Raw genomic sequence first — 24,296 nt, forward strand, 5'->3', positions numbered from 1 at the left:
CTTACTGCGCTCAGCTATTGCCTCGTGCATTTTTGGGGCAGTGACCCTACTTTATTGAGGTGTACATAAATACCATAGTGTATAGAAAGCAGTATGGTATTTGACCTTTTTTTATTTAATACTCCTTTTTTTGAAGTGATTATGAAGAAGTTATTTTTTGTTGTTTTTGTATTATTTTCCCTTTCTGTTTCCGCACAAAAAAATCCGATGTACCCTTCCTATAACAATACTCCGTAGAGTTTTGAGCTATTGTAAAAAAAATGGTGACCTGTATATTTGTATCGCCAAACACCAACATACTAAGTCACCATCAAGAGCATCGAAACACTCCTAGCGCAAATATTCCATAAAATGTTAGACATTAACAAATGGGAGAGGGATTTCATGATAGAAAATTTGAAAGGACTACTGTCTTTCCGTGGTCGTAATAATTTCACCAACATGAGTCGGTATCTGCGGTACAATGAGGCCACGATTAGATCATGGTATGAAAAATATTTCAATTACCTTTTTTTCAATATTGAGCTCATTAAGACACTTAAAGATGAATTGCGCATCATTGCCTTTGATCCAAGTTATGTTTCCAAAAGTGGTCAACTCACCCCAGGTTTAGGGTACTTTTGGTCAGGCTGCGATAATTCAACAAAAAGAGGTCTAGAAATTACTGGAATAGCAAGTGTTGGCCTCGAAAGTAAAACCGCAATGCATTTAGAGGCCCATCAAACCTTTAAGAGTGAGGACGAGTCATTTAATTTGCTGACCTTTTATGCCAATTTGATTTTGTCAAATGTTGAATTGTACAAGCAAGTATCAGATAGTGTGGTTGTTGATGCTTACTTTTCGCGCTTTACATTCGTCGATCCAATAGTAGAAAAAGGGTTTATTGTCATTAGTAAATTGGCTAAAAACGCATTTCTTCGTTACAGAAATACCGAACCACCTACCGGAAAAAGAGGGCGACCCAAGGTCTATGGAGAAAAAGTGAAATTTAATAATCTTGACCAAAGACACTTTACACTATGTTTCAAAAATGAAAACTCGGAGGCTTTCGAAGCAGAGGTTCATAGTAAAAGTCTTAAACGATGGATCAAGTGTGTGGTCGTCGTTACTGAGCTTGACAATGGGAAAACCAGACGAGAAATTTTATTCAGTACAGACATTAATCAAAGCGGTTCCGCAATAATTGAGCGTTATCGACTTCGATTTCAAATTGAGTTTCTATTTCGAGATGCCAAACAATTCACCGGTTTGACTCACTGCCAAGCAAGGAGTAAAAATAAGATACATAATCACATCAATATGTCCCTAACGGCGGTGTCCGTGGCAAAAGCGCTTCACTATTTTGATAATAAAACCGAAGAAAAGGAACCCTTCTCATTATCAAGTATTAAGATGCTATATTTTAATCGAAACTATATCCAAAGAATATTTAAAGGGTTCGGGATTGCCCCCGAACCGTACAATAATTCAGAGCAAATGCTCCAAATAGAGAGATTTGGCTGTATTGCGGCCTAATTCTTTACGGAGTATTGCTATAAAGGACTGGTGATGTGTGGCTATCAAGGGTGGTTTAAAGCTGATGGAGATGCGCTGGGCAAAGGCTGGGGGCACTTTGGTACACATGGGAAGTTTGACCCAACCCACCTGACCATTGATATTTGGCCTGATATGACTGAGTATAAAGACCAGCACCAGACCGCTTTTATCAATGCGGATGGTAGTGCCGCATCTATTTTTAGCTCTGTAGATCAAAGTACCACCGATCTGCATTTTAAATGGATGAAAGATTACCAGATTGATGGTGCTTTTATGCAACGTTTCTTTTCTTATATCAATAGCGAACAAGCCAAAGTTCGCCCGGATGTGGTCATCAAAAACGCCCTGGAGGCTTCTCAAAAGCATGATCGTGCCTTTGCCATGATGTACGACTTGTCAGGATTGAAGGCGGGCCGTGATGACTGTGCCACCGTCATCGAAGACTGGAAGCACCTGGTAGATGACCTGAATGTATTGAATAAAGGTAAAAAACAAACCTATCTGCACCATAATGGCAAGCCATTGGTCGCCATTTGGGGTGTTGGGTTTCCGGACCGTGCTTATAAAATTGATCAGATCAAGCTGGAGGAGCTGATTGATTTCCTAAAAAATGACCCGGTATACGGCGGTTGTTCCGTGATGCTCGGTATTCCTACCTACTTTCGTGATTTGAAAACAGACTGTGTCTCCGATCCTTATTTGCATGAGTTGATCAAAAAGGTGGATGTGGTGATGCCCTGGATGGTTGGCCGTTTTGATAACAATACCTTCAAGCAGGCAGCAAACTATAAGCAGCATATTGCAAAAGACATGAAGTGGTGTGCCGACCGTGGCGTAGATTACGTACCATGCGTTTACCCTGGATTTAGCTGGGGGAATTTGAGTAAAAATTCTGAAAAAAGGAAAGTTGTATATGAGCAAATTCCTCGTCAGAAAGGTGCGTTCTATTGGAATCAAATCTATCATGCCCTGGATGCTGGCGCGGAAATGCTTTACGTGGCCATGTTCGATGAGGTAGATGAAGCTACCGCGATCTTTAAATGTACTGACACCCCACCGACCAATGCCCGCTTTATTGATATGGAAGGCATGCCTTCCGATCATTATTTGCGCCTTACCCAAAAAGCAGGGCAGGCCTTGCGTAAGGAAGTAGAACTGTCCAACCCTGTCCTAAAAATGAGATAGTCATGAAGTTGAAAATTTTAATAGGAGGGATCCTACTGGCCTCCATTGGTTTTCTGGGGGTTTCCAGGGTTAACAAAGTGGAATCACCCGACAGGGATAAGCCCAATATTGTCCTGATTGTGGCCGATGATATGGGCTATGGGGATTTGTCATGTTATGGGGCTGCTCAAGGCTTAACCCCAAATATCGATGTGCTGGCAAGCAAGGGGGTGAAGTATACTCACTTCTATGCTCCTACTCCTTATTGTGCCCCTGCAAGGGCCTCCATCCTTACCGGAAAGCAGCCACTGCATCACGGACTGTTGGAAAACCCGGCTCCGGACGCAGGCATTGATGAGCCGGGCCTTGCCCCCGAAGAAGTTACTTTGGCAGAGCACCTGGTGCCACACGGTTATCGATCCGCCATTATCGGGAAATGGCATCTGGGACATCAGGAGCAGTTTTTTCCGAGGAATCAGGGTTTTGATCATTATTATGGTATCCTGTATTCTAATGATATGCGACCGGTACAAATTTGGGAGAATGAAACGGTAGTGCAGCCGGTAGTAGATCAGCGGTATATCACACAAGACTACACCGATCAGGCCATTGATTTCATTAATCAAAATCAGGAGCAGCCTTTTTTTCTATACCTGGCACATGCGATGCCCCATAAGCCATTGGCGGCTTCCCCGAAATTTTATACCCCTGATACGCCGGATGACCTCTATCAGGATGTGATTCGGGAACTTGACCATCATGTGGGCAGGTTATTGAAACATATTGATGATCAGGGATTGAGAGATAACACCATCATTATTTTTATGTCGGATAATGGGCCTTGGTTTGGGGGAAGTACCGGTAATCTTAAGGGCATGAAGGCCACCAACTGGGAAGGAGGAATCCGGATTCCATTTATCATTGATTATCCTGAAGGGCCTGCTGGGCAAACGGTAGACCAGCCTGCCTGGATTCCGGATATTTTGCCCACTGTTGCGGACCTTGCCGGCCTGGAGATTGATGATCAACAGTTGGACGGCCGCTCGATCATTCCTCAGATTGAAGGAAAAGAGCAGATTGATCGGTTGATTCCCAGTATTCATAATGACCGGGTCATTACCGTCCGAAAAGGAGACTGGAAGCTTTTTGTTGATCAGCCGACCCATTTTAACCTGCCAAAGGATTGGGTTGATCCTCGTGCACCTGATGGTAAAACCATTATCGCTCAAAAGGAACAGTCCCGGCCAGCAGCGTATCCGGGGCTTCGTCCTGACGAGCAGGCCAAAAAAGGCGCATTATTTCACCTGACCAATGACCCGGAGGAGCGTGAGGACTTGTCCGCTCAATATCCGGAAGTGGTGCAGGCGCTTACTGCCGAATTGCAGCAGTTTTTAAACCCAAACCAGCCGTAAAGGCGGTTTAACTTTTTGGAAAAATTTCTACTGGAATGAAAAATATCTTAACCTCTTTAGCTGTCGTCTGGAGCCTATTGTGGACGATGTCTTGTCAGCACAACACCACCATCGATTACACTCAATATGTAGATCCTTTTATCGGAACAGAAGGCTTTGGTCATACTTTTCCCGGCGCTACCACTCCTATGGGGATGGTGCAATTGAGTCCTCAGACAGGAAATTATGCCTGGAAGTATTGCTCCGGATATCAATATACTGATACTTTGGTACGGGGTTATGCCCACACCCAACTCAATGGTACCGGAGTAGGTGACCTGGGCGATGTAATCATTTTGCCTTTCAAAGAAGGTAAGGTGGATAATGTCTTTAAGGTGCCCTTCTCCAAGGAAAAAGAAGTGGCTTCTCCGAATTATTATTCCACCCTGCTTACCCGGGATGATATCCAGGTAGAGCTGACCACCTCCGAGCATGTGGGCGCACATCGTTATACCTTCAACCAGGCGGGAGATTACAAAGTATTGCTCAATATCAACAATACCATGACCGGCTCCGGGAATAAAAATACCACCCAGGTGCTGGAAGCTAAGGTAAACATTGAGGATAACAACACCATCTCCGGTTTTATGCATGTGAGCCGGTGGGTAGATCGTAAACTGTTTTTCGTCATTGAGCTGAGTAAGCCGTTTAAATCTACCGCTTTTGCGGAGGGTTATAAAGACAGAATCATGCTGATGGACTTCCCGATGGAAGCGGGTGAGCAGCTGGAAATGAAAGTCGGCATCTCAACAGTTAACATTAAGGGCGCGAAAAATAACTTGAAAGTGGAAGGCCATCATAAATCCTTTGATCAAATGCTTACCGAAGGGAAAAATAAGTGGAATGAATATTTGGGCCGTGCCGAAATTGAAGGAACGGATGCACAAAAAATTACCTTTTACACCAGCCTGTATCACTTATTTATCCAGCCTAATAATATTGCCGATGTAGACGGACAGTACCGGGGTGCTAAAGGTAAAGTAGCGACTTCTCCATCCAAAAAATATTATTCCACTTTCTCCCTTTGGGATACCTACCGGGCTGCACATCCTTTGTATACCATTCTGGCACCTGAAAAAGATGCGGAATTTGTAGCCTCCATGCTGACCCACGGAGAAGAAAATGGCTACTTACCCATCTGGACGCTTATGGGGAAAGAAAACCATTGTATGATTGGCAATCATTCCGTAGCGGCGATTGTGGATGCTTATCATAAAGGCCTTTTGGCAGGCAATGAGAGAAGAGCGTACCAGTTGATCAAAAAATCCCTTACTACTAACAGCTGGCATAAATATGACTGGGAGGTGTATGATCAATACGGCTATTTACCATCAGATATTTTCACTATTGAGGCGGTATCTCGTACGCTGGAGGCTACTTTTGACGACTGGTGTGCGGCGACTATGGCCAAGGATCTTGGGGAGATGGATGACTATATTTTCTTCACCAAACGAAGTGAATATTACAAAAACCTGTTTGATCCATCTACCGGATTTTTCCGTGGAAAGAATAGTGATTCTACCTGGGTCACCCCTTTCGATCCTTTGCGTAATTCTCATGGCCCTTCCACCGGTGGAGATTATACCGAAGGTAATGCCTGGCATTACTCCTGGCATATTCTGCAGAGCCCGGAAAAGTTGGTAGAGCTTATGGGAGGAAAAGTCGCGATGGCCGAAAAACTGGATGCCCTTTTCACGATGGATGCCCCAATAGATGAGCATGCAGAGGACGTGACCGGACTTATTGGGCAATATGCACATGGAAATGAGCCTAGCCACCATGTAATTTACTTATACAACTATGTGGATCAGCCCCAAAAGGCGCAACAGCTGATTCGTCAGGTAATGGACACCCAATACCTCAATAAGCCGGATGGCCTGAGTGGCAATGATGATTGCGGTCAAATGAGTGCCTGGTATGTTTTTAGTGCCATGGGTTTTTATCCGGTGAACCCTGCATCAGGGGAGTTTAATATCGGAATTCCTTTACACGAAAAAACTACCCTAAAATTGGCAAATAATACCCTTACCATTAAAGCGAACAACTTATCTTCCAAAAACTGCTATGTGAAGTCAGTATCCTTTAATGGAGAGCTGATTACAGATGGCAAGATTCATTATTCTCAGCTGATGAATGGCGGAGATTTAGTGTTTGAAATGGAAGATGAAAACAGCCTAATGGCTTTATTTTAATCATTATTTTTCAATTTAATTTTTTGACATGCGACACCAAAATTTTTTCCTGTTGGGCCTGTTACTCTGCTTTATGAGTATGGGCGCTCAGGCGCAGAAGAGCAAGGCCATATTCAATGGAAAAAACCTAAAAGGATGGCAACTTCTGAATGGAACGGCTGAATTTAAGGTCAAAGACGGGCTGATCGTCGGGACCGTCAATGACAGTGAAGTGAACACTTTCCTGGCAACCAGGAAACAATACACGAACTTCGTGCTGGAATATGAAATGCTGATGGATCAAGGGTTGAACAGTGGAGTTCAAATCCGTAGTCATAGCAATCCTAAAGAGCGAAACGGCCGGGTGTATGGCCTGCAAGTAGAGGCGGATGACAGCGATCGTCAGTGGTTCGGAGGACTCTATGATGAAGCCAGGAAAGGATGGAGGTACCCTATGGAGTATCACCCTGCAGGAAAGATAGCCTATAAATCCGGCGAATGGAATAAGATTAAGGTGGTTGCTCAGGGTAACCGTATTGCTACCTGGGTCAATGGGATTAATTGCGCGAACTTGTTTGAAGAGGCCACCGAAACAGGCTTCATCGCATTGCAGGTTCATCAGGCGGGTAAGGAACATTATGGTAAAACCATCCGGTGGAGAAACATTCAGCTTTCCGAGCTGACGGAGGATGCGCCATTTCCGGCCACTACTGCTCCGGAGGTCAGCTATTTAACCAATACGCTTACTGATAAGGAGCGGCAGGAGGGTTGGAAGTTGTTATGGGATGGCAAAACCACCAATGGCTGGAGAGGCGCCAAGATGGATACCTTCCCGGCCAATGGCTGGTCAATAGACGAAGGAATCCTGACCGTGCATGCCTCCGGTGGTCATGAGTCGACCAATGGGGGGGACATTGTTACCATGCAGGGGTATGAAAACTTTATCCTGGAGGTAGACTTTTGGTTTGCTGAAGGAGCCAATAGCGGGATTAAGTATTTTGTTGATACTGAATTGAATAAAGGACAGGGATCGGCAATTGGCTGTGAATTTCAGATTTTGGACGATGGTCAACACCCTGATGCCAAAAAGGGGGTCTCAGGTAACCGGACCATTGCCTCCTTGTATGATCTGATCCGGGCGGATGCCCAATTTTATGCACCGGCTTTACCAAGAAACAAATATGTGAACCATGGACAATGGAACCGTGCCCGCATCGTGGTAAAAGGTAAGCAGGTGGAACACTGGTTGAATGGTTGCAAGGTGGTGGAGTACCAGAGAGGGACGCAGCAATGGAGAGCTTTGGTAGCCTGTAGCAAATACAAAGATTGGCCACTGTTTGGGGAAGCTTCCAGGGGCTTAATTCTATTACAGGATCATGGCGATGAAGTGAAGTTCAAAAACATCAAGATAAAGGAATTAAAGGCCGATGCAGCGCTTTAATCCGGGAGGTGTTTATTCTTATCCATCAAATTTTTAGCAATGGAAAGTCGTAGAAATTTTTTAAAAAAAGCCTCATTGGCTACCGCCGGAGCGGTATTGGCCGGCAATACAGTATTGGCCAACAGCAATGAAAAAGTCCGTTTCGCTATGATTGGTTGTGGGGGGCGATCCTTGGCGTTGGTCAAGGCTGCCTTTCAGTCCGGTGTGGCGGAAATATCACACCTGTGTGATGTGGATAAAACCAGACTCACCAAACTGACTGCATATACCCGACAGTTTACCGACAAATTGCCCGCTACCGTTGAGGACTTCAGACTTCTGTTGAAGGAAGATTCCATCGATGCAGTCTTGGTCGCGACGCCTGAGCATTGGCACGCTCCCATGGCGATTATGGCCATGCGTGCCGGAAAGCATGTTTATCTGGAGAAGCCCTGTAGTCACAATCCTCATGAAACCGAGGTATTGATCGCTACGCAGCAGCAAACCGGCATGAAGTGCCAAATGGGAAATCAACAACGTTCATCGGTAACCTCCTCATTGGCAATGAAAGAAATCAGTGAAGGGATCATTGGCAAGCCATATGCCGCGAAAGCCTGGTATGCCAATACCCGTAAACCTATCGGTATCGGTAGGGAGGTGCCTGTCCCCGATCATCTTAACTGGGAATTATGGCAGGGGCCGGCGCCAAGAGAAGCTTATCGGGACAATGTACATCCTTACAACTGGCATTGGTTTAGAAATTGGGGTACCGGAGAGATTCACAACAACGGCACCCACGAGATTGATGTTTGCCGCTGGGCATTAGGGGTGGATTATCCCACGCAAGTTACCTCTAACGGGGGGCGGCTGGCCTATGCCAATGATGACTGGCAGTGGTTTGACACCCAAACGACTACCTATCAGTTTAATGGAGGGAAAATGATCACCTGGGAAGGTCGCAGCTGTAATGGCCACTCTCCGAATGGCGGACGTGGTGCAATGATTTATGGCAGCAAAGGCTCCATCTTGCTGGATCGCGAGCAATATGTACTCTTTGATTTGAAAGGGAAGGAAATCAAGCGGGAGCTGGAAAGCAACAAAGGGACTTCGAACAATACCGCTGACACTTCGGGCTTTGATGGTCTTACCGTATCGCATATCACTAATCTATGTGAGGCGATCCGTAATGACCAACCCTTAAATGCCCCTATTGCGGATGCGGGAATTTCAAGCCAGCTGTGCCACCTTGGGAATATCGCTTTGGACCTAAATGAAAATTTAAAGGTGGATCCTGAAACCGGGCGGGTGTTGAATAACAAGCGCGCTCGCAAAATGTGGAAGCGAAAATACGCCAAAGGGTGGGATGTAGTTGAGAATACCAGCATTTAATCACTTTGGCCATGACCGTTGAAACCCTGAATTTCTATGCCATGAATACGCAGTTTGAAGCCCTGTTTTGGACGGAACAGCAAGCGACTCCATTGTCTGCGGCGGCACTGGAAGTACAGCAATGTGTTCAGGCCTTAGAGCAAATATTGAGCAGATATCAGCAAAGCGCTGAAGTTTTTCAGCTGAACCGGACGGCCGCCAGTGGTTCACAAGCGGTCAGTCCGGTGCTTTTTGAATACCTGCAGCAAAGTGTTTCCCTATACGAGCGTACTGAGCGACTTTTCAATATTGGTTATCAGGCTCATAAGCCGCTAACGGACTGTCTGCTACTGGATCCTCGGGGATATCGGGTATTTTTTGAGGAGGATTCCCTGTCGCTGGACTTCGGTGGTATCGGGAAAGGAATCGCCCTGAAGAATGTGGCCACTATTTTGGAAAAGTACCGGATTGAAAATGCTTTTGTGAGCTTTGGAGGCAGTTCTGTATTAACCAGAGGCAGGCATCCGTATGGGGATTGCTGGTTATTTGACCTCAGAAAATATCAATGGGAAGATCCGCTGAAAATGACCGACAGCGCGCTGTCGATCAGTGGCGACCAGTATTATGATCAAGGTGACCAATTACACATTATTAACCCCCAAAGTAAACGAAAACAGCATCGCCACCAGCTGGTGGTTGTGCAACATCATTGTCCTATGGAGGCAGAGGCGCTTAGTACCGCTCTAATGGTGGCGGATACACTACAGCAAGCGGCCATTGTTACTGCCTTTGATATGGAAGCATTTTTTATGCTTTAAATTTTTTTGATATGGAAAATAGAAGATCATTTTTGAAAAAAACCGGGATGGTGGGCGCAGCTCTTGCCCTGGGTGCTGCACCTGTCCTTGGAAGGTCTGGCAAGTCAGCGGTGAAGATTGCCATCATCGGAACCGGAAGCCGGGGAATGCTTTTATTGAAATTTTTGTTATCCATTCAGCAAAATCATTCCTTTCAATTGGCGGCATTATGTGACAATTATGCGCCTAACTTAAATGCGGCCCTTCGGGTATGTCAGGAAAAAGGTAAGGCGCCTACTGTTTATGAGGACTTTCAGGAAATGATCCATAGCGAAGCACTGGACGGGGTTATTATTGCAACACCTTTACATACTCATGCCCGGATTGCCATTGCTGCCATGCGCGCGGATATACACGTGATGTGTGAAAAAGCCATGGCGCGCACCCTGGAAGATACGCGCCGGATGTATGAGGTTCATCAGGCTACCGGTAAAATCTTATTGATCGGCCATCAGCGCACCTTTAACCCCAAGTACCTGAAAGCGATGGAAGATATTCATGCCGGTAAGCTGGGGGAGATTGGGCAAATCAAGGCTTATTGGCACCGAAACAATGACTGGCGCAGGCTTTTGCCCGAAGGGCAAAAGCAGCTGGAACGGCAAATCAACTGGCGCCTGTACAAGGAATATTCTGCCGGGCTGTTCACCGAGCTCATGACCCACCAGCTACAGGTAGCTAACTGGGCCTTGCAAACTTCGCCGGTCACGGTGCGGGCAACGGGTAGTATCCGCTATTGGAAAGATGGCCGGGAGGTGCCGGATAATATTGCGGTGATTTTTTCCTACGCCGACGGCACGCAGTTTATCTATGACTCCATGACCAGCAGTAGCCTGATTGGTGTCGAGGAGCAGATTATGGGTAGTAAAGGCATGATGGAGCTGGAAGCAAATAAAATTTTTTGGGAAGAAGCGGAAAAGCAACCCAAGCCGGAAGTCATTAAGCAGTTGGCTGCACAAATTAAAGCTGGCAAAATGGAGCCGGTAAAGGCGGGGGGCAGCAGCTGGAAGCTGGAAGAGGCGGCGGTAAAGGCCGATGGCCCCATATTGGAAAATGCCGGCACTGATGATGGCACCATCAACCTGCTGGCGGGTTTCATTTCCTTCTTGCATGGGGAGCCCTTTCCGGAGTGGATGAGCCGGTCCGCCTACCAAGCCAGTGCTTGGACTTTATTAGCCGAGCAGGCCATGGAATCCGGGAAGGCATTGGCTATGCCTCAAAAATTTCAAGTGTAAAGGACACCAATATTTTAATCGAGCATCTCATTTATTATTGATACTTACTTCATGAATTTCCTTCCAATATACCGGATCATCGTTTGCATGGCCTTCATTTGGGCTTCCTGCTTCTCCGGAGTCAACGCACAGCATCAGCAAGACTTGGTCCAACTGGTGAACCCATTGATGGGCACCATGTCGGATTTTAGCCTTTCTAACGGGAATACTTACCCGGCCATTGCTACCCCCTGGGGTATGAATTTCTGGACTCCCCAAACAGGGAAAAATGGGGACGGATGGACCTACAATTATACCGCAAAAACTATTCGGGGCATCAAGCAAACCCATCAACCGAGCCCATGGATCAATGATTACGGGGCGTTTTCACTTATGCCGGTTACCGGAGTCCCCGTATTTGATCAGGAAAAACGGGCTTCCTGGTTTTCCCATAAAGCGGAGGTGGCACGTCCGGATTATTATAGTGTTTATTTGGCAGATCATGATGTGCAGGCAGAGGTGACTCCGACCACACGGGGAGCACAGTTTCGCTTTCATTACCCTGAAGCGGTGGACAATTATCTGATTGTGGATGCCTTTGACGGCGGTGCTTACATTGAATATTTACCAGAAGAAAATCGCATTATTGGTTATGCTAAAAATAACCACGGAGGAGTACCTGAAAACTTTAAAAATTATTTTGTGATTCAACTGACCGGTGAGGTGGACTTCGTGAAGGCCTGGAAGGGGGACCAACTCACGGAGCAGTCCGCATTGGAGGGCAACCATGTGGGCGCCCTGATCAAGTTTAAGGAAAATGGCCACCGGCAACAGGTGAAAGTCGCGTCCTCTTTTATCAGTTATGAACAGGCTTTACTGAATCTGCAAAGGGAAATCGGGAATGATTCCTTTGAACAAACGCAGACCAAAGCCCATGCACAATGGCAAAAGGAATTAAGCAGGATTGTGGTCAGCGGTGGGACTATCGAGGAACAGAAAACTTTTTATTCCACCTTGTACCGTTTGTTGTTGTTTCCACGTAAATTTTATGAGTTTGATCAAAATGAGCAAATGGTGCACTATAGCCCCTATAATGGTGAAATTCTGCCTGGCTATATGTTTACGGATAATGGCTTTTGGGATACCTTCAGAGCAGTATTTCCTTTCTTCACACTGATGTACCGGGAAATGGATGCTCAAATTATGGAAGGATTAGTCAATACCTACAATGAAAGTGGATGGTTGCCCGAGTGGGCCAGCCCGGGGCATCGGGATTGCATGATTGGCTCCAATTCTGCGGTATTGATTACCGATGCCTATGTCAAAGGTATTCGAGGATATGATATTGAAACCCTTTTTGACGCCATAATCAAAAATACCAAGGGGCATGGACCTGTAAAATCCGTGGGGCGTTTTGGTGCCGAATTCTATAATACCTTGGGTTATGTACCTTACGATGTAGACGTGAAAGAAAACACGGCTCGTACCTTAGAGTATGCTTATGCCGACTTTTGTATTGCTGTGTTGGCAGACTCATTGGGAAAAGCCAGAAAAATTCGTCAGCGATTCCAGCAACGCAGTCAAAACTATCACAACGTATTTGACCCCGAAACCAAATGGATGCGCGGAAAGAATAAAAATGGCACTTTCCAGTCTCCCTTCAATCCGCTAAAATGGGGAGATGCCTTCACCGAAGGCAATAGCCTGCATTATACCTGGTCGGTATTTCATGACATCGAAGGATTGATGAAGCTGATGGGGGGCGAGGATGCTTTCGTGGCAAAACTTGATGAGGTTTTCGAGATGCCCCCACATTATGATGCCTCCTATTATGGTTTTCCCATCCATGAAATTCGGGAGATGCAAATTGTCAATATGGGGAATTATGCACATGGTAATCAGCCGATACAGCATATGTTGTATCTGTACAATTATGCCGCAAAGCCATGGGAGTCTCAGCAGAAAGTACGGGAAGTGATGCGAAAGTTGTATCAGCCTACCCCGGATGGCTACTGTGGCGATGAGGACAATGGGCAAACGTCAGCCTGGTATGTTTTTTCCGCTATGGGCTTTTATCCGGTGTGTCCGGGGACTACTCAATATGTGATCGGTAGTCCGCTATTCGATAAGGTAACCCTGCAGCTGGAAAATGGCAATACCTTTGAGGTGGAAGCCAAAGACAATGCGCCAAATCATCCCTTTATCCAAAAGGCGAGATTAAATGGACAGCGCTATGACCATACTTTCATTGAGCATTCGGATATTCTCAAAGGGGGGAAACTGGAGTTTCAGATGTCTGACCAACCTAATTACGAACGTGGAACAAATATAAAGAATCGCCCCTTCTCCATGAGCAGGGACGTCCTGCAGTAAGCGACTTAGCCAGAATAATTCACCCTTAGATTTATAAGCCCATGCAAAGAATTTAAGATCAACATATTGCAATTTTATTTGCTGATTTTATAATAGCCCCAATTGGGGTGAGCTTGTTTTCTCCTCATTCATCTGCTTCGCTGGAAAAAGCACCAAACTGGAAAAATTCCTTTCTTTTTCTCGCTTTGCACATCATTGAGGGTTTCAACAGGAATAATTCGGTTTAGCATTTGTCCAGACACTCAATTTCCTTGCGTTTTAATTCCTGCTTTTTGGTCGTTGCCTCCTGATAATGGGGGGCGACCGAAAGTGGCAATGAGCAGAATTGCCCGGGCATTATTATATAAATTTTTCAATAGGCACCCTTGCCATGATAGGCATCAACCAATCCCTGAGGAGGGGGAATGTAAAAAGGAGGTGTGCAGCATTTGGACAGTGCTCACCTCCGTACGACTATATTTTTTAGGCAGTAAAGCAGCAGCCCCTTATTTAGAAGACAACATCATGTTAGAAATTTGAAAATATCCTGATTGCGCCGGGAGCGCCTCGCAGTTTCGTTTTCGATTTCTGATTTCATTTTTGGGCTTAATATCGCCTTAAAGTGAGTACCTAATTTTTTCACTTATCCTTTACTGATCTTTTTTAAAACTAAATGATGGAAAAAATGAACCCAAAATTAATGATCAAACTATTGATTTTGCTATTGACCACTCAGGTAGCGGTGGGGCAAAATGACCTAAGTAAAAAAATGATGATGGGCTATCAGGGTTGGTTCCTTACTGAAGGGGACGGTTCTGGTCCTAATGAGTGGCGACACTGGTCGCATCGGCTTGAAAAGCCGAATGCCGGCAACTTGCATGTGGACATGTGGCCTGATATGAGCGAGTACACCACAACTTATGATACAGATTTGCATATCAATGGGGAGGTGGCCAAAGTGTTCTCTTCTCATGATTACAGTACCACCAAGCTCCACTTTGAGTGGATGCGAGACTATAATGTGCATGGAGTGTATCTACAACGTTTTTTGGCGGAAATTAAAGACCGTAGATTCTTTGAGGCTCGTAATCATATTCTGGGGAACGTCATACAGGCTGCTGCCGAAACGGGTAGAAAATTTGCGCTGATGTACGACATTACCGACTGTAACAATTCCGATATCTATGAACAAATGGTGGCCGATTGGACCTATGTTAAAGACAATTATGCTCCTTTTGATCAGGCTCAATATGCGCGACAGGAAGGGAAGCCGGTGATTGCCATTTGGGGCTTTGGTTTTGATGATGGCCATCATGACTTCACTAACCAAAAGATCGCGGACATCATCGCGTATTTCAAAGCGGAGGGCTGCTATATCGTCGGAGGGGTACACGGCAATTGGCGTACCGGTGATGGCCTAGCCAGTAATCATGACGACTGGGGATGGGTGTATGAGCAACTGGACATGATTACGCCATGGTCCGTAGGCTCCTATGGCACCAATGCGGACGTTGATGCATGGCAGCCCAAAATAATAGCTGACCAGCATTGGTGTAAAGCCAATGGGCGTACCATTGATTACATGCCGGTGATCTGGCCCGGATTTTCGTGGAGCAATCGTTATCCCGGTAAAGTATTTAACCAGATTCCGCGCCGGGGAGGTGACTTTTACTGGCATCAGGCTTTTAAGGCGATAGAAGCCGAGGTAGATTTCCTTTATGGCGCCATGTTTGATGAGCTCGATGAAAGTACAGCCATGTTCAAAATGGCGGCAGCCAAAGATCAATTACCGGACCAGGCAGAGGATATCCTGATTGCTTTGAACCAGGAATCTCAGGAAGCTTATTATCCTACTGACTGGTATTTGCAACTGGCAGATCAAGTACAGCTGATGCTCGAGGGCAGCCTGGCCCTGACTCCTAGTATTCCAATTGATCCGGCGATCAATGCTTCGGACTATTTTTCTTCCTGTGACCAATTGGATGCCTGGACTTCCAGTGGTAGCCTGAGTCGCAATACCCAGGAAAAAATGCAAGGAACTGCGGCTTTGGAATTTACTGGTAGTGCCACCGAAGAATTTCGTCAGGTGTTTGCTCAAAAGCATCGTACCGGCTTGAATAAGGAAAATGCTCAGCTGAATTTTTGGTATTATATCGATGACGTGAGTCAATTGCAGATGGACGGACAAATAGAAATTGGTAGTGCCGGCAAGGCGGACGAAAGTGAGTATTATTGGCGTCTTTCAGATCTGAGCTTACAGAATGGCTGGAATGCCATCAGCCTGGAGGTGTCGGCGGCTTTTCTTACCAATGGCGGGGCCGATCTTAATGCTCTGAATTGGTTCCGGATTTATTCGGTTAAATCCGGTAGTGTCACCACAAGAATTGACGGCATCCGCCTGGTGAATAAATTGGATCTGGGGGCAAGCCTGGACCCTTGCGACGAACTTTCCACCTGGTTAACTTCGGGTAATAGCGCGATTCATATTAATACCGCCGATCAAAGAGAGGGGGAGGGTTGTCTTCAGTTTGATGGCAGTGGCACGGTGGAGTTTTCCAGAGTATGGACTACGCCGGTAGATGCCAATGTCAACAGCGAGAATGGTTATTTGAAATTTTGGTATTATGTCAATGACATCAGCAAAATTAATGGGGATAATCAAATTGAGATCGGTAGTGGCGCAAAGGCCGACCATCAGGAATATCACTGGCGCCTAACGGATTTAAACCTGACCAATGGCTGGAATAAGGTGGTATTGCCATTAGCCACTGCGAGTATTACGGATGGACCTGTTGACCTGACCGCAATTAACTGGTTCAGAATTTACGCCCAAAAAAGTGGGGTAGTCAAAACGATTGTGGATGATATCCGATTCGAGGCTAACCCTTCCGTGGATAATTTTAGGGAGCTGGCGGAGCCGGAAGTAGAGCCAATGAGCATGCGCGCGTTTCCTAATCCGGTTACTGGAGGTCAGCTTTATCTTCAGCTGCCAAAAAGAAGTGAGGAGTCGCTGGCATTGGTGAAAATATTTGATCTCAACGGAAAGGAAATGCTTCAAAAGCGGGTCGAGTACCATTCGACGACATCGATGGACATAAGTCATTTGCATCGATCCGGTATCTACCTGCTGATTGTCCAATACGATGGTAAAGTTTATACCAATAAAATCCTGATACGATAATCGTAGTGGGGAGCAGCTTTCATCTGCTCCCCTTGATTTAAACGAAGAATGAATATGAAATACCTGTCCCTTACTTTGACGTTGTTCTCGGTCGCGCTGGCCGGGCTGTGCAAGCCTCGTGTCAAGACTGAAGACCAACGCCCTAACCTGCTGTTTATTATGACTGATCAGCAACGCTTTGATGCGCTGGGAAGGGCGGGGAAATTTGATTTTCTACAGACCCCACATCTGGATCAGCTTGCCAATGAGGGAGCCTATTTCACTAAAGCTTATACGCCTTGTGCCGTTTGTGCGCCGGCACGTGCCTCTATATTGACGGGCCAAACGGTAGAAAATCATGGTATCCGACGAAACGATTATGCCTATTTTGATCCGAAAGAAGGGAGTTATTGCGATGAACCTACCTTTGATCAGGTACTGGTGGAACGAGGCTATTATGCAGAATATTGGGGGAAGTTTCATTCTCCATTAAAATTAGCCTCACCATATAGTACCTTTGACTATTCCGTCAATAGCGAGGGGCGGTACACTCTGGAGGACCGAAAGCAATTCGTAGCCCTGATGAAGCAAGCCGCTGAACATTATCAGCCCCAATCCCATGAGCTGAAAGATCCCTTTTTCTTGAATTACTACAGTCCTGATCCCATTGACCTGCGCTATGGAAAAGCAGCAGACTTCCGGAGAAAACGTAGTGATGGTACCTTTATGCCGCTAATACAACCTGACAACCATGGTAAACTTAATATTCCTGCAGAAAAGAGCCTGACCGCTTTCCAAACACAACAGGCCATCGCCGCATTGGAGCGAGCAGCTGCTCAGGAAAAACCCTTCAGCATCACCCTTTCTTACTTCTTTCCACATGCCCCTATGCTCCCTACTGCCCCCTGGTACGGGATGTATCCCCCAGAGGAGATGCCCATTCCCGAGAGCCTGGAGGACCCGATGACCGATAGTCCATATTTGCGGGAAAATGGGCGGGACCTCATGCCTGAGTACCGCGATCCTGAGAAGATAAAGTACATGATGTCTAATTATTTTGGATTAATCTCAGAGGTGGACCATTATATCGGAAAGCTGATGCTTGCGCTGGACAGTCTGGGATTTGCTGATAATACGCTGATCATTTTCACGAGTGATCATGGTGAAATGCTCGGTAGCCATGGGATGCGGGAGAAAAATGTATTTTATGAGGAATCTGCCCATATTCCTTTGATCGTATGGTATCCTCAAAAAATAAAGCCTGTGGTGGTGAATAGCCCCATTTCCCTGATCGACCTATATCCCACCATAATGGATTATCTCCATATGGATGGAGGAAAAAGAGACGGCTTGTCATTGAAGGGATTAATTGAAAAATCACCAGCGGCCGAGCGCTCTTATGTGGTCACTGAATGGGATTTTCACGGTCCGGTGCAGCCGAATTATATGGTGGTTGCGGACGGTTGGAAGCTCATGACTTCTTATGCTGAAAATCGCCCCGACCTGGATGTGCTCTACCACCTGAAGGATGACCCGCATGAAATACACAACTTAATGAAGGGGCCGGATAGGGCAGTATACCGCGAAAAAGTAGCAGAACTGAAGGCCTACTTGGTGGAATGGCTGCAAGAGAAAGGCTCTAAAAGAACGGGTATTATTTCTAGCAAAAAACTGAGTATGCATTTGGAGCAGCCCGATGGTCCGCCTGCCTTTCGGCAATCTCATGAAGTTTTAAAAGGCAAGCGCTGATTTGCTCAGAGGTCATTTGCGAAAAGGGCCATTTACTTAACCTGAAATAAGTATGCTTGAATCGAGTCGGTAAAAGGGGTAGGAATTGTTCCTTATTTCGTTTTTTTCCAAGGATGCAGAGGAATGGAGTGCAAGCAAGCTTAGCCCAATAGAGGGTATATAATCAAAGAGAACTACCTGTAGTTGAGTGTCTTGAATTGGGGTAGCTGTGAGTAATTCGGGTTAAATCTAGCAGTGCATCATTCAGATTGAAGCAGGCTTGACTTCCTATCCTGCATTATCATGGCCTGAATGTTAATATAAATAATTATTAATTAGAATAATTTTTAAAGATGAATAGGTTGATTATTTACATTTTTTGTACCGCTTTATGGAGCCAAGCCTCATTCGCCCAATCAAGATTAAATCGTCCTAAATTGGTGATGGGAATCGTGGTGGATCAGATGCGCTACGATTATCTTACCCGTTATTATGACCACTTTCAGGAGGAGGGAGGCTTCCGATATTTAATGCATAAGGGCGTCAACTTTACCGATATGCATTATAATTATGCACCTACCACCACTGGCCCGGGGCATGCTACGGTGTGGTCTGGTGCGGGCCCTGCCTTTTCCGGTATAGCCAATAACCATTTTTACATGCGGGAAGAGGGGAGAAAGGTATACTGTGTGAATGATGATCGCATGCATACCATTGGACAAAAGAATGGATCAGGGAAAAAGTCTCCTCACCGTATGCTAGTGACAAATCTGGCGGACGAGTTGAAACTAAGTAATAATCACCAGTCGAAAGTATTTTCTGTCAGCCTAAAGGATCGATCAGCAATTTTGCCGGCAGGCTATATGGCTGATGGAGCTTTTTGGTATGATACCGAAACAGGCTATTTTGTGAGTTCTTCCTTTTATATGAAAGCCCTGCCGCAGTGGGTTGAAGATTATAATGCGGAACAACGCTCCGACCAGCTATTGCAACAACCCTGGGATTTACTACTTCCAGAAACGGCTTATGCGGTTTCCATTGCGGATGATAACCCTTATGAAGGGACTTTTTACGGGGAAGATAAGCCGACCTTTCCTCATGATATACCCAATATTGCCAAAAAAATGCGACAGGATAATATCCCGCCTTACCGGATGCTCATCTGTACACCACATGGCAATACGCTGGTGACAGAAATGGCGAAAAAAGCCATCATGTCGGAGGAACTGGGAAAGCATGATTATACGGACATGCTTGCAATCTCTTATTCTTCTACGGATAAAATTGGTCATCAATTCGCACCCGCTTCCAGAGAAGTACAGGATACTTACCTGCGCCTTGACCGGGAGTTGGGCGATCTTTTTCGATTTGTAGATCAGCGCATTGGTCTCGATAATGTATTGATTTTCCTAACGGCCGACCATGCCGGCGCACAAAATGCCACCTATCTGTCGGATCATAAATTCCATAATGCCAAGTATGTGGAAACGGGGCAACTGGTGACTGAGGTGGCAGAAGCATTAACCCAAAAATATGGGGAAGGGAAGTGGGTACTCGACGTTGAAGGGGAGCAAATTTATCTGAACCGCCCGCTGATCAATGAGAAAGGATTGGCGCTGAATGCCGTGCAGGATTATGCTGCACAAATTGCCCTGACGCAACCTTCCATTCAGGATGCACTGCCACTACACCTGTTAAGGGCAGCTACTTTTACAGATAATTATAAAGCGTTGCTGGCAAATGGTGCGCATCCTAACCGATCAGGAGACATTTTTCTGGTTTTCCATAGCGGAGTGATCTTAGGCAAGGGGACTAAAGGGACCTCCCATTCGATGACCTATAATTATGACACCCATGTGCCGCTTTTGATGATGGGACATGGATTACCCCAGGGGAGGGAAGTCCATCAAAAAGTGGGCGTGACGCAAATTGCCCCTACTATCGCCAATCAGTTGAAAATAAGTGCACCCTCCAGTGCTTTTTCCCCAATACTTCCACTGCAATAAGTATTCACAACCAATAAATAACCTGCAATATGAAAAATTTAATTATCTATTTTTTGGCGGTGCTGATGACCATATCTGCCTGCGCCAAGACTGAAGACAATGCCGCTCCTGTGACTGACCGTTCAGCGCTACAGGCGGCCATCAATGAGGCCTATGAAGCACTTGCCCTGGCAAAAGAGGGGACGGAAGTGGGGGATTATGAAGCTGGAGCCATGGGAGAGCTTGAAACAGTTTTAGAAGCCACTGAAGAGGTTTTTCTCAATGAAATGGCCAGTCAGGAGGAGATTGATGCTATCGTTGGGACGATAAAAGAGGCCATTATTACTTTTGAAAGCAAAAAAATTACAGAAGCACCAGGGCCATCAAAAAGTAAGATTCGATTTGTGCTACAGGGTGACACTCAAAAAATTGTTAATCAGGCGCCAGAGAATTACCTTAAAACCATGGAGGCTGTGATGGCAGATACTGAAATGACAGATGTGGTATGTTTCCTGCAAATGGGAGACTTAACGGAAGACGGTTTGGAAAGCAACTGGAAGGTAGTACAGGAGGGCTGGAATATGTTTGATGGCTTTGCCCCTTATGTGCTCAATGTCGGAAATAATGACTTGATGAATGGGGGAGAAGCTAAATTCAACCAGTATTTTCCTTTGAGTAAATTTCAGCAATGGGACTCCTTTGTAAGTAATTACGATCAGCACACCAACGTGGCACATGAGTTTACCGCCGGAGGAGTGGATTGGCTGATCATTTCACTACGCTTTCAAAGAAGTGAAGCCGTGGGAGCCTGGGCCGAAAACCTGATCAAAAACAATCCGGATAAGAACGTCATTTTGATTCGACATGATGCCAATGCTGATGGCAGTGATGCGGTAATGTGCAAAAAGTATGATAACGTGGCCCTGGTTTGTTGTGGGCATACCGCTTCCAGCCACCAGCTACAAAAGCATCATTCGGGATCTTCTTTGGGTTGGCTGAAAGTTTGCCACCACAATAAAGATCGTGACGATTATTTCTGTATTCTGGATATTGATGTTGATGCCGGAGAAATGGAGATGCGTTATTATTCTCCGCTAAAAAAAGGATATGGAGACCATTTGACGCACGAGGTGACCGGTGCTTATGGAAAACCCGTAAAATGGACCGGTTTTGATTTTGTACGATCGAATAAATAATATTAACATTCCTGCTGTTCAGGTATAGGGTTTTCCAACATAAAAGAAGGGCTTGGTCATCGACCAAGCCCTATCTTTTTTTTGAATGCGCTATTTTGGGAGATTACCCGATTGCTCTCAATAATATATGAAGTTTCATTTGCCTGCAGGAAATAAAGAAACGCATTGGGGCTATTGAGTAAAGTAACTCTTTAGCCTTAGCCCTGAGGTCAAGATTTAGAGCATGGGCTAGGAGCCTGTCGGATTTAACTAACTCCTAAAAAAGTTGTAAATTGAAGCATGATAAATTTTCGAGGAGGAGATAGAAAGCAATACAATTTGATGCCGCACGATGTCAATGATTGGTTACCTGAAAATCATTTGGCAAGATTTGTCGTCGAAATTATAGATCAGCTCAATCTTTCATCTGTCTATGCCAGCTATAAAGGCTATGGAAAAGATCCATATGACCCAAGGCTATTGCTTGGGTTGATTTTCTATGGCTATTGTACAGGTATTTTCAGTTCTCGCAAAATTGAAGCAGCCACTTACGACTCAGTCGCTTTTCGATTTATCGCAGGCAATCTTCATCCTGATCATGACACGATTACAAATTTTAGGAAGACCCATCTTGATAAAATTGAGGATTGGTTTGTTGAGATTTTGATGATTGGCTCCCAAATGGGATTAGTGAAGATGGGGAATGTATTTGTTGATGGCACTAAGATTCAGGCAAATGCATCTAAGCACAAAGCGATGAGCTACAAACGCGCTTTAGAGCTTGAAAAGAAACTAAAAGCGGAAATAGCAACGCTATTAGAAAAGGCTGCTGAACAGGACGAAGAAGAGGTAATGGTTAACATTCCGGAGGAAATAGCGCGACGTGAGGAAAGGTTAAAGAAAATTCAGGAGGCTAAAGCCACTATAGAATCCAGAAGAAAAGAAGCTTATGAAGATGAACTTAAGGATTACGAAAAGAAGGTAAAGAAGAGAGAAGAAAAAGCTCGTAAAACTGGCCAAAAACCAAGAGGACGATCGCCCCAAAAGCCTTCAGAAACTCCCCAGGATAAAGACCAGGTCAATTTTACAGATAAGGAGTCTCGCATAATGAAATCAAAAAATGGTTTTGAACAGTGCTATAATGCTCAGGCGGTTGCTAATGAAGACATGGTAATTGTGGGTCAACATTGTAATAATCACGCCAACGATAAAAAGGAGCTTTTGCCAGCCATTGATAGTGTGCCAGAATCATTGAAGGAAGAAATAGAGGTAGTAGCCGCTGATTGTGGGTACTATTCAGATGATAATATTAAAGGTTGTCCGAAAGGGATAACGCCCATAGTACCAAAGTCAAAGGCGGAAACACGATTAGAGCTTGAAGAAAGATTAAACAACCGAACAACTACAGAGGAGGAGATTTATCGGAAACGAAAGTACAAAATTGAACCAATATTTGGCATCATTAAAGAAGCTCTTGGGTTCAGGAGATTTTCATTCAGAGGAGAAAAGAAGGTTAGCCAGGAATGGGGATTGGTGTGTCTATGCTATAATATAAGACGCTTACTTAAGCTAAAAGTAGCCTGAAAAGGCAATTAAATAGCCTAAAATAAACCTGTTTGTGCATCAATAGAGATGAATATCTTAATATATGAAGCGAAGTGTCGATTTTTAAGGCACTTTCTGCCTCGAAATAGAAAAACCGCAGAATTTCAAATTTTTGCGGGGACAGTCAGGTGACGATTTGGGGTAATCCGACGGGCTCCTAGGTAATCCAATAAGTCACCAATCATTCCATCGTGTTCCACTAAACCATCCTGGTAAACAAATCCTGTTTTCTTCGACGCTTCTTTTAAGTGAGTAAAAACGTGCATGCGAGATGCATTTAACCATACAAAAAATGGTGTTTCATCGTCTACAGCTTTTTTCATAAATTGCTTAGACGCCCCAATAAATTCATCATCAACCGTTTCCATACGTTTTTTAGTTAATGGTCCGGTATCTCTGATTGAACCGTCTGCTGTTGAGTGAATTACGCCACGTGGCCCGTATTTTTTTCTAAACTCTTCACCCTTTGGGTAGAATGGAGATTCTGGCTCTTCCTCAGCATTTAAGTGGTATAAATTACCAAAAAACTCATCAAAACCATGGTTGGTTGGAAGATATTCATCGCGGTCTCCCAGGTGGTTTTTACCAAACTGACCTGTACGATAACCTTGATCTTTCAGCGCAGCAGCAATAGTAGGATCTAATTCAGAGATTCCCTGAGGTGCACCAGGTAATCCAACTTTAGATAATCCTGTACGCATAGGGTGCTGACCTAAAATAAATGCCGAACGGCCTGCAGTACAACTTTGCTCGCCATAAGCATCTGTAAAACGGATTCCTTCGTTTGCAATACGATCTATATTAGGGGTCATAGCGCCCATTACACCATTATGGTAGGCACTTAAACTAAACCAACCCACATCATCTCCCCAAATAACTAAAATATTGGGTTTATCATTTCCCTTTTTTGCGTAAGCAAAACAGGCACTTACTACGCTTAATATTGCTATAACTAATACTCTTTTCATAATTATAAAATCAGAATTATTTTTCTTCAAAAAACCAATAAAATTTTATTTGACGAAATTATATATTACCTCAGTAAGCTATTCGGATTTTTATGACAATGAATTTTCCAAAAACGCCAAAGACTGGGAGCATTAGATATAAATT

Annotated in this window: 15 protein-coding genes; 14 read left to right on the forward strand and 1 reads right to left on the reverse strand. The window is 45.0% G+C overall.

From position 1 onward, the window contains the following. Window positions 1-351: 351 nt before the first annotated feature. The 14 genes from AAA970_RS18750 to AAA970_RS18815 all read left to right on the forward strand — a co-directional run bounded on the left by AAA970_RS18750 (window position 352) and on the right by AAA970_RS18815 (window position 23,162). A complete protein-coding gene (locus AAA970_RS18750) occupies window positions 352-1,515 on the forward strand; it encodes a transposase (protein WP_338235692.1) in 1,164 nt (387 codons plus the stop codon). Window positions 1,516-1,548: 33 nt separating this feature from the next. Continuing rightward, window positions 1,549-2,721, forward strand: a complete 1,173-nt coding sequence (locus AAA970_RS18755) for a glycoside hydrolase family 99 protein (protein ID WP_338238429.1) — start codon at window positions 1,549-1,551, stop codon at window positions 2,719-2,721. A 2-nt stretch (window positions 2,722-2,723) separates the two neighbouring features. Further along, window positions 2,724-4,112: a sulfatase-like hydrolase/transferase gene (locus AAA970_RS18760; protein ID WP_338238430.1), complete on the forward strand. Its 1,389-nt coding sequence runs from the start codon at window positions 2,724-2,726 to the stop codon at window positions 4,110-4,112. Window positions 4,113-4,147: 35 nt separating this feature from the next. Continuing rightward, window positions 4,148-6,343, forward strand: coding sequence for a GH92 family glycosyl hydrolase (locus tag AAA970_RS18765; protein ID WP_338238431.1), 2,196 nt, complete (start codon window positions 4,148-4,150; stop codon window positions 6,341-6,343). Between the two features lie 28 nt (window positions 6,344-6,371). Further along, entirely contained in the window at window positions 6,372-7,763 is a 1,392-nt protein-coding gene (locus tag AAA970_RS18770) for a 3-keto-disaccharide hydrolase (RefSeq protein WP_338238432.1), read from the forward strand. A gap of 39 nt (window positions 7,764-7,802) precedes the next feature. Beyond that, window positions 7,803-9,131 (forward strand): Gfo/Idh/MocA family oxidoreductase, encoded by a 1,329-nt coding sequence (locus tag AAA970_RS18775; protein WP_338238433.1) that lies wholly within the window; start codon window positions 7,803-7,805, stop codon window positions 9,129-9,131. 11 nt (window positions 9,132-9,142) lie between these two features. Beyond that, complete coding sequence (locus AAA970_RS18780) at window positions 9,143-9,928, forward strand: FAD:protein FMN transferase (protein WP_338238434.1); 786 nt, start codon at window positions 9,143-9,145, stop codon at window positions 9,926-9,928. 11 nt (window positions 9,929-9,939) lie between these two features. Next, on the forward strand, window positions 9,940-11,199 hold the full coding sequence (locus AAA970_RS18785; RefSeq protein WP_338238435.1) for a Gfo/Idh/MocA family protein: 1,260 nt from the start codon (window positions 9,940-9,942) through the stop codon (window positions 11,197-11,199). Window positions 11,200-11,250: 51 nt separating this feature from the next. Next, the gene (locus AAA970_RS18790) at window positions 11,251-13,551 is read left to right on the forward strand and encodes a GH92 family glycosyl hydrolase (RefSeq protein ID WP_338238436.1); all 2,301 of its coding nucleotides are present in this window, start codon (window positions 11,251-11,253) and stop codon (window positions 13,549-13,551) included. Between the two features lie 664 nt (window positions 13,552-14,215). Further along, the gene (locus AAA970_RS18795; protein ID WP_338238437.1) at window positions 14,216-16,711 is read left to right on the forward strand and encodes a T9SS type A sorting domain-containing protein; all 2,496 of its coding nucleotides are present in this window, start codon (window positions 14,216-14,218) and stop codon (window positions 16,709-16,711) included. 54 nt (window positions 16,712-16,765) lie between these two features. Then, window positions 16,766-18,439: a sulfatase-like hydrolase/transferase gene (locus AAA970_RS18800; RefSeq protein WP_338238438.1), complete on the forward strand. Its 1,674-nt coding sequence runs from the start codon at window positions 16,766-16,768 to the stop codon at window positions 18,437-18,439. Between the two features lie 332 nt (window positions 18,440-18,771). Continuing rightward, window positions 18,772-20,424 (forward strand): alkaline phosphatase family protein, encoded by a 1,653-nt coding sequence (locus AAA970_RS18805; protein WP_338238439.1) that lies wholly within the window; start codon window positions 18,772-18,774, stop codon window positions 20,422-20,424. 29 nt (window positions 20,425-20,453) lie between these two features. Further along, the gene (locus tag AAA970_RS18810; protein WP_338238440.1) at window positions 20,454-21,599 is read left to right on the forward strand and encodes a metallophosphoesterase family protein; all 1,146 of its coding nucleotides are present in this window, start codon (window positions 20,454-20,456) and stop codon (window positions 21,597-21,599) included. Between the two features lie 279 nt (window positions 21,600-21,878). After that, window positions 21,879-23,162, forward strand: a complete 1,284-nt coding sequence (locus AAA970_RS18815; protein ID WP_338238441.1) for an IS1182 family transposase — start codon at window positions 21,879-21,881, stop codon at window positions 23,160-23,162. A gap of 125 nt (window positions 23,163-23,287) precedes the next feature. Here AAA970_RS18815 and AAA970_RS18820 read toward each other — a convergent pair whose 3' ends face one another. Further along, a complete protein-coding gene (locus tag AAA970_RS18820) occupies window positions 23,288-24,151 on the reverse strand; it encodes a sulfatase-like hydrolase/transferase (RefSeq protein ID WP_338238442.1) in 864 nt (287 codons plus the stop codon). Window positions 24,152-24,296: the final 145 nt, after the last annotated feature.

Origin of the sequence: Persicobacter diffluens (genome assembly GCF_036244895.1) — a bacterium.
GTDB lineage: Bacteria > Bacteroidota > Bacteroidia > Cytophagales > Cyclobacteriaceae > Persicobacter > Persicobacter diffluens.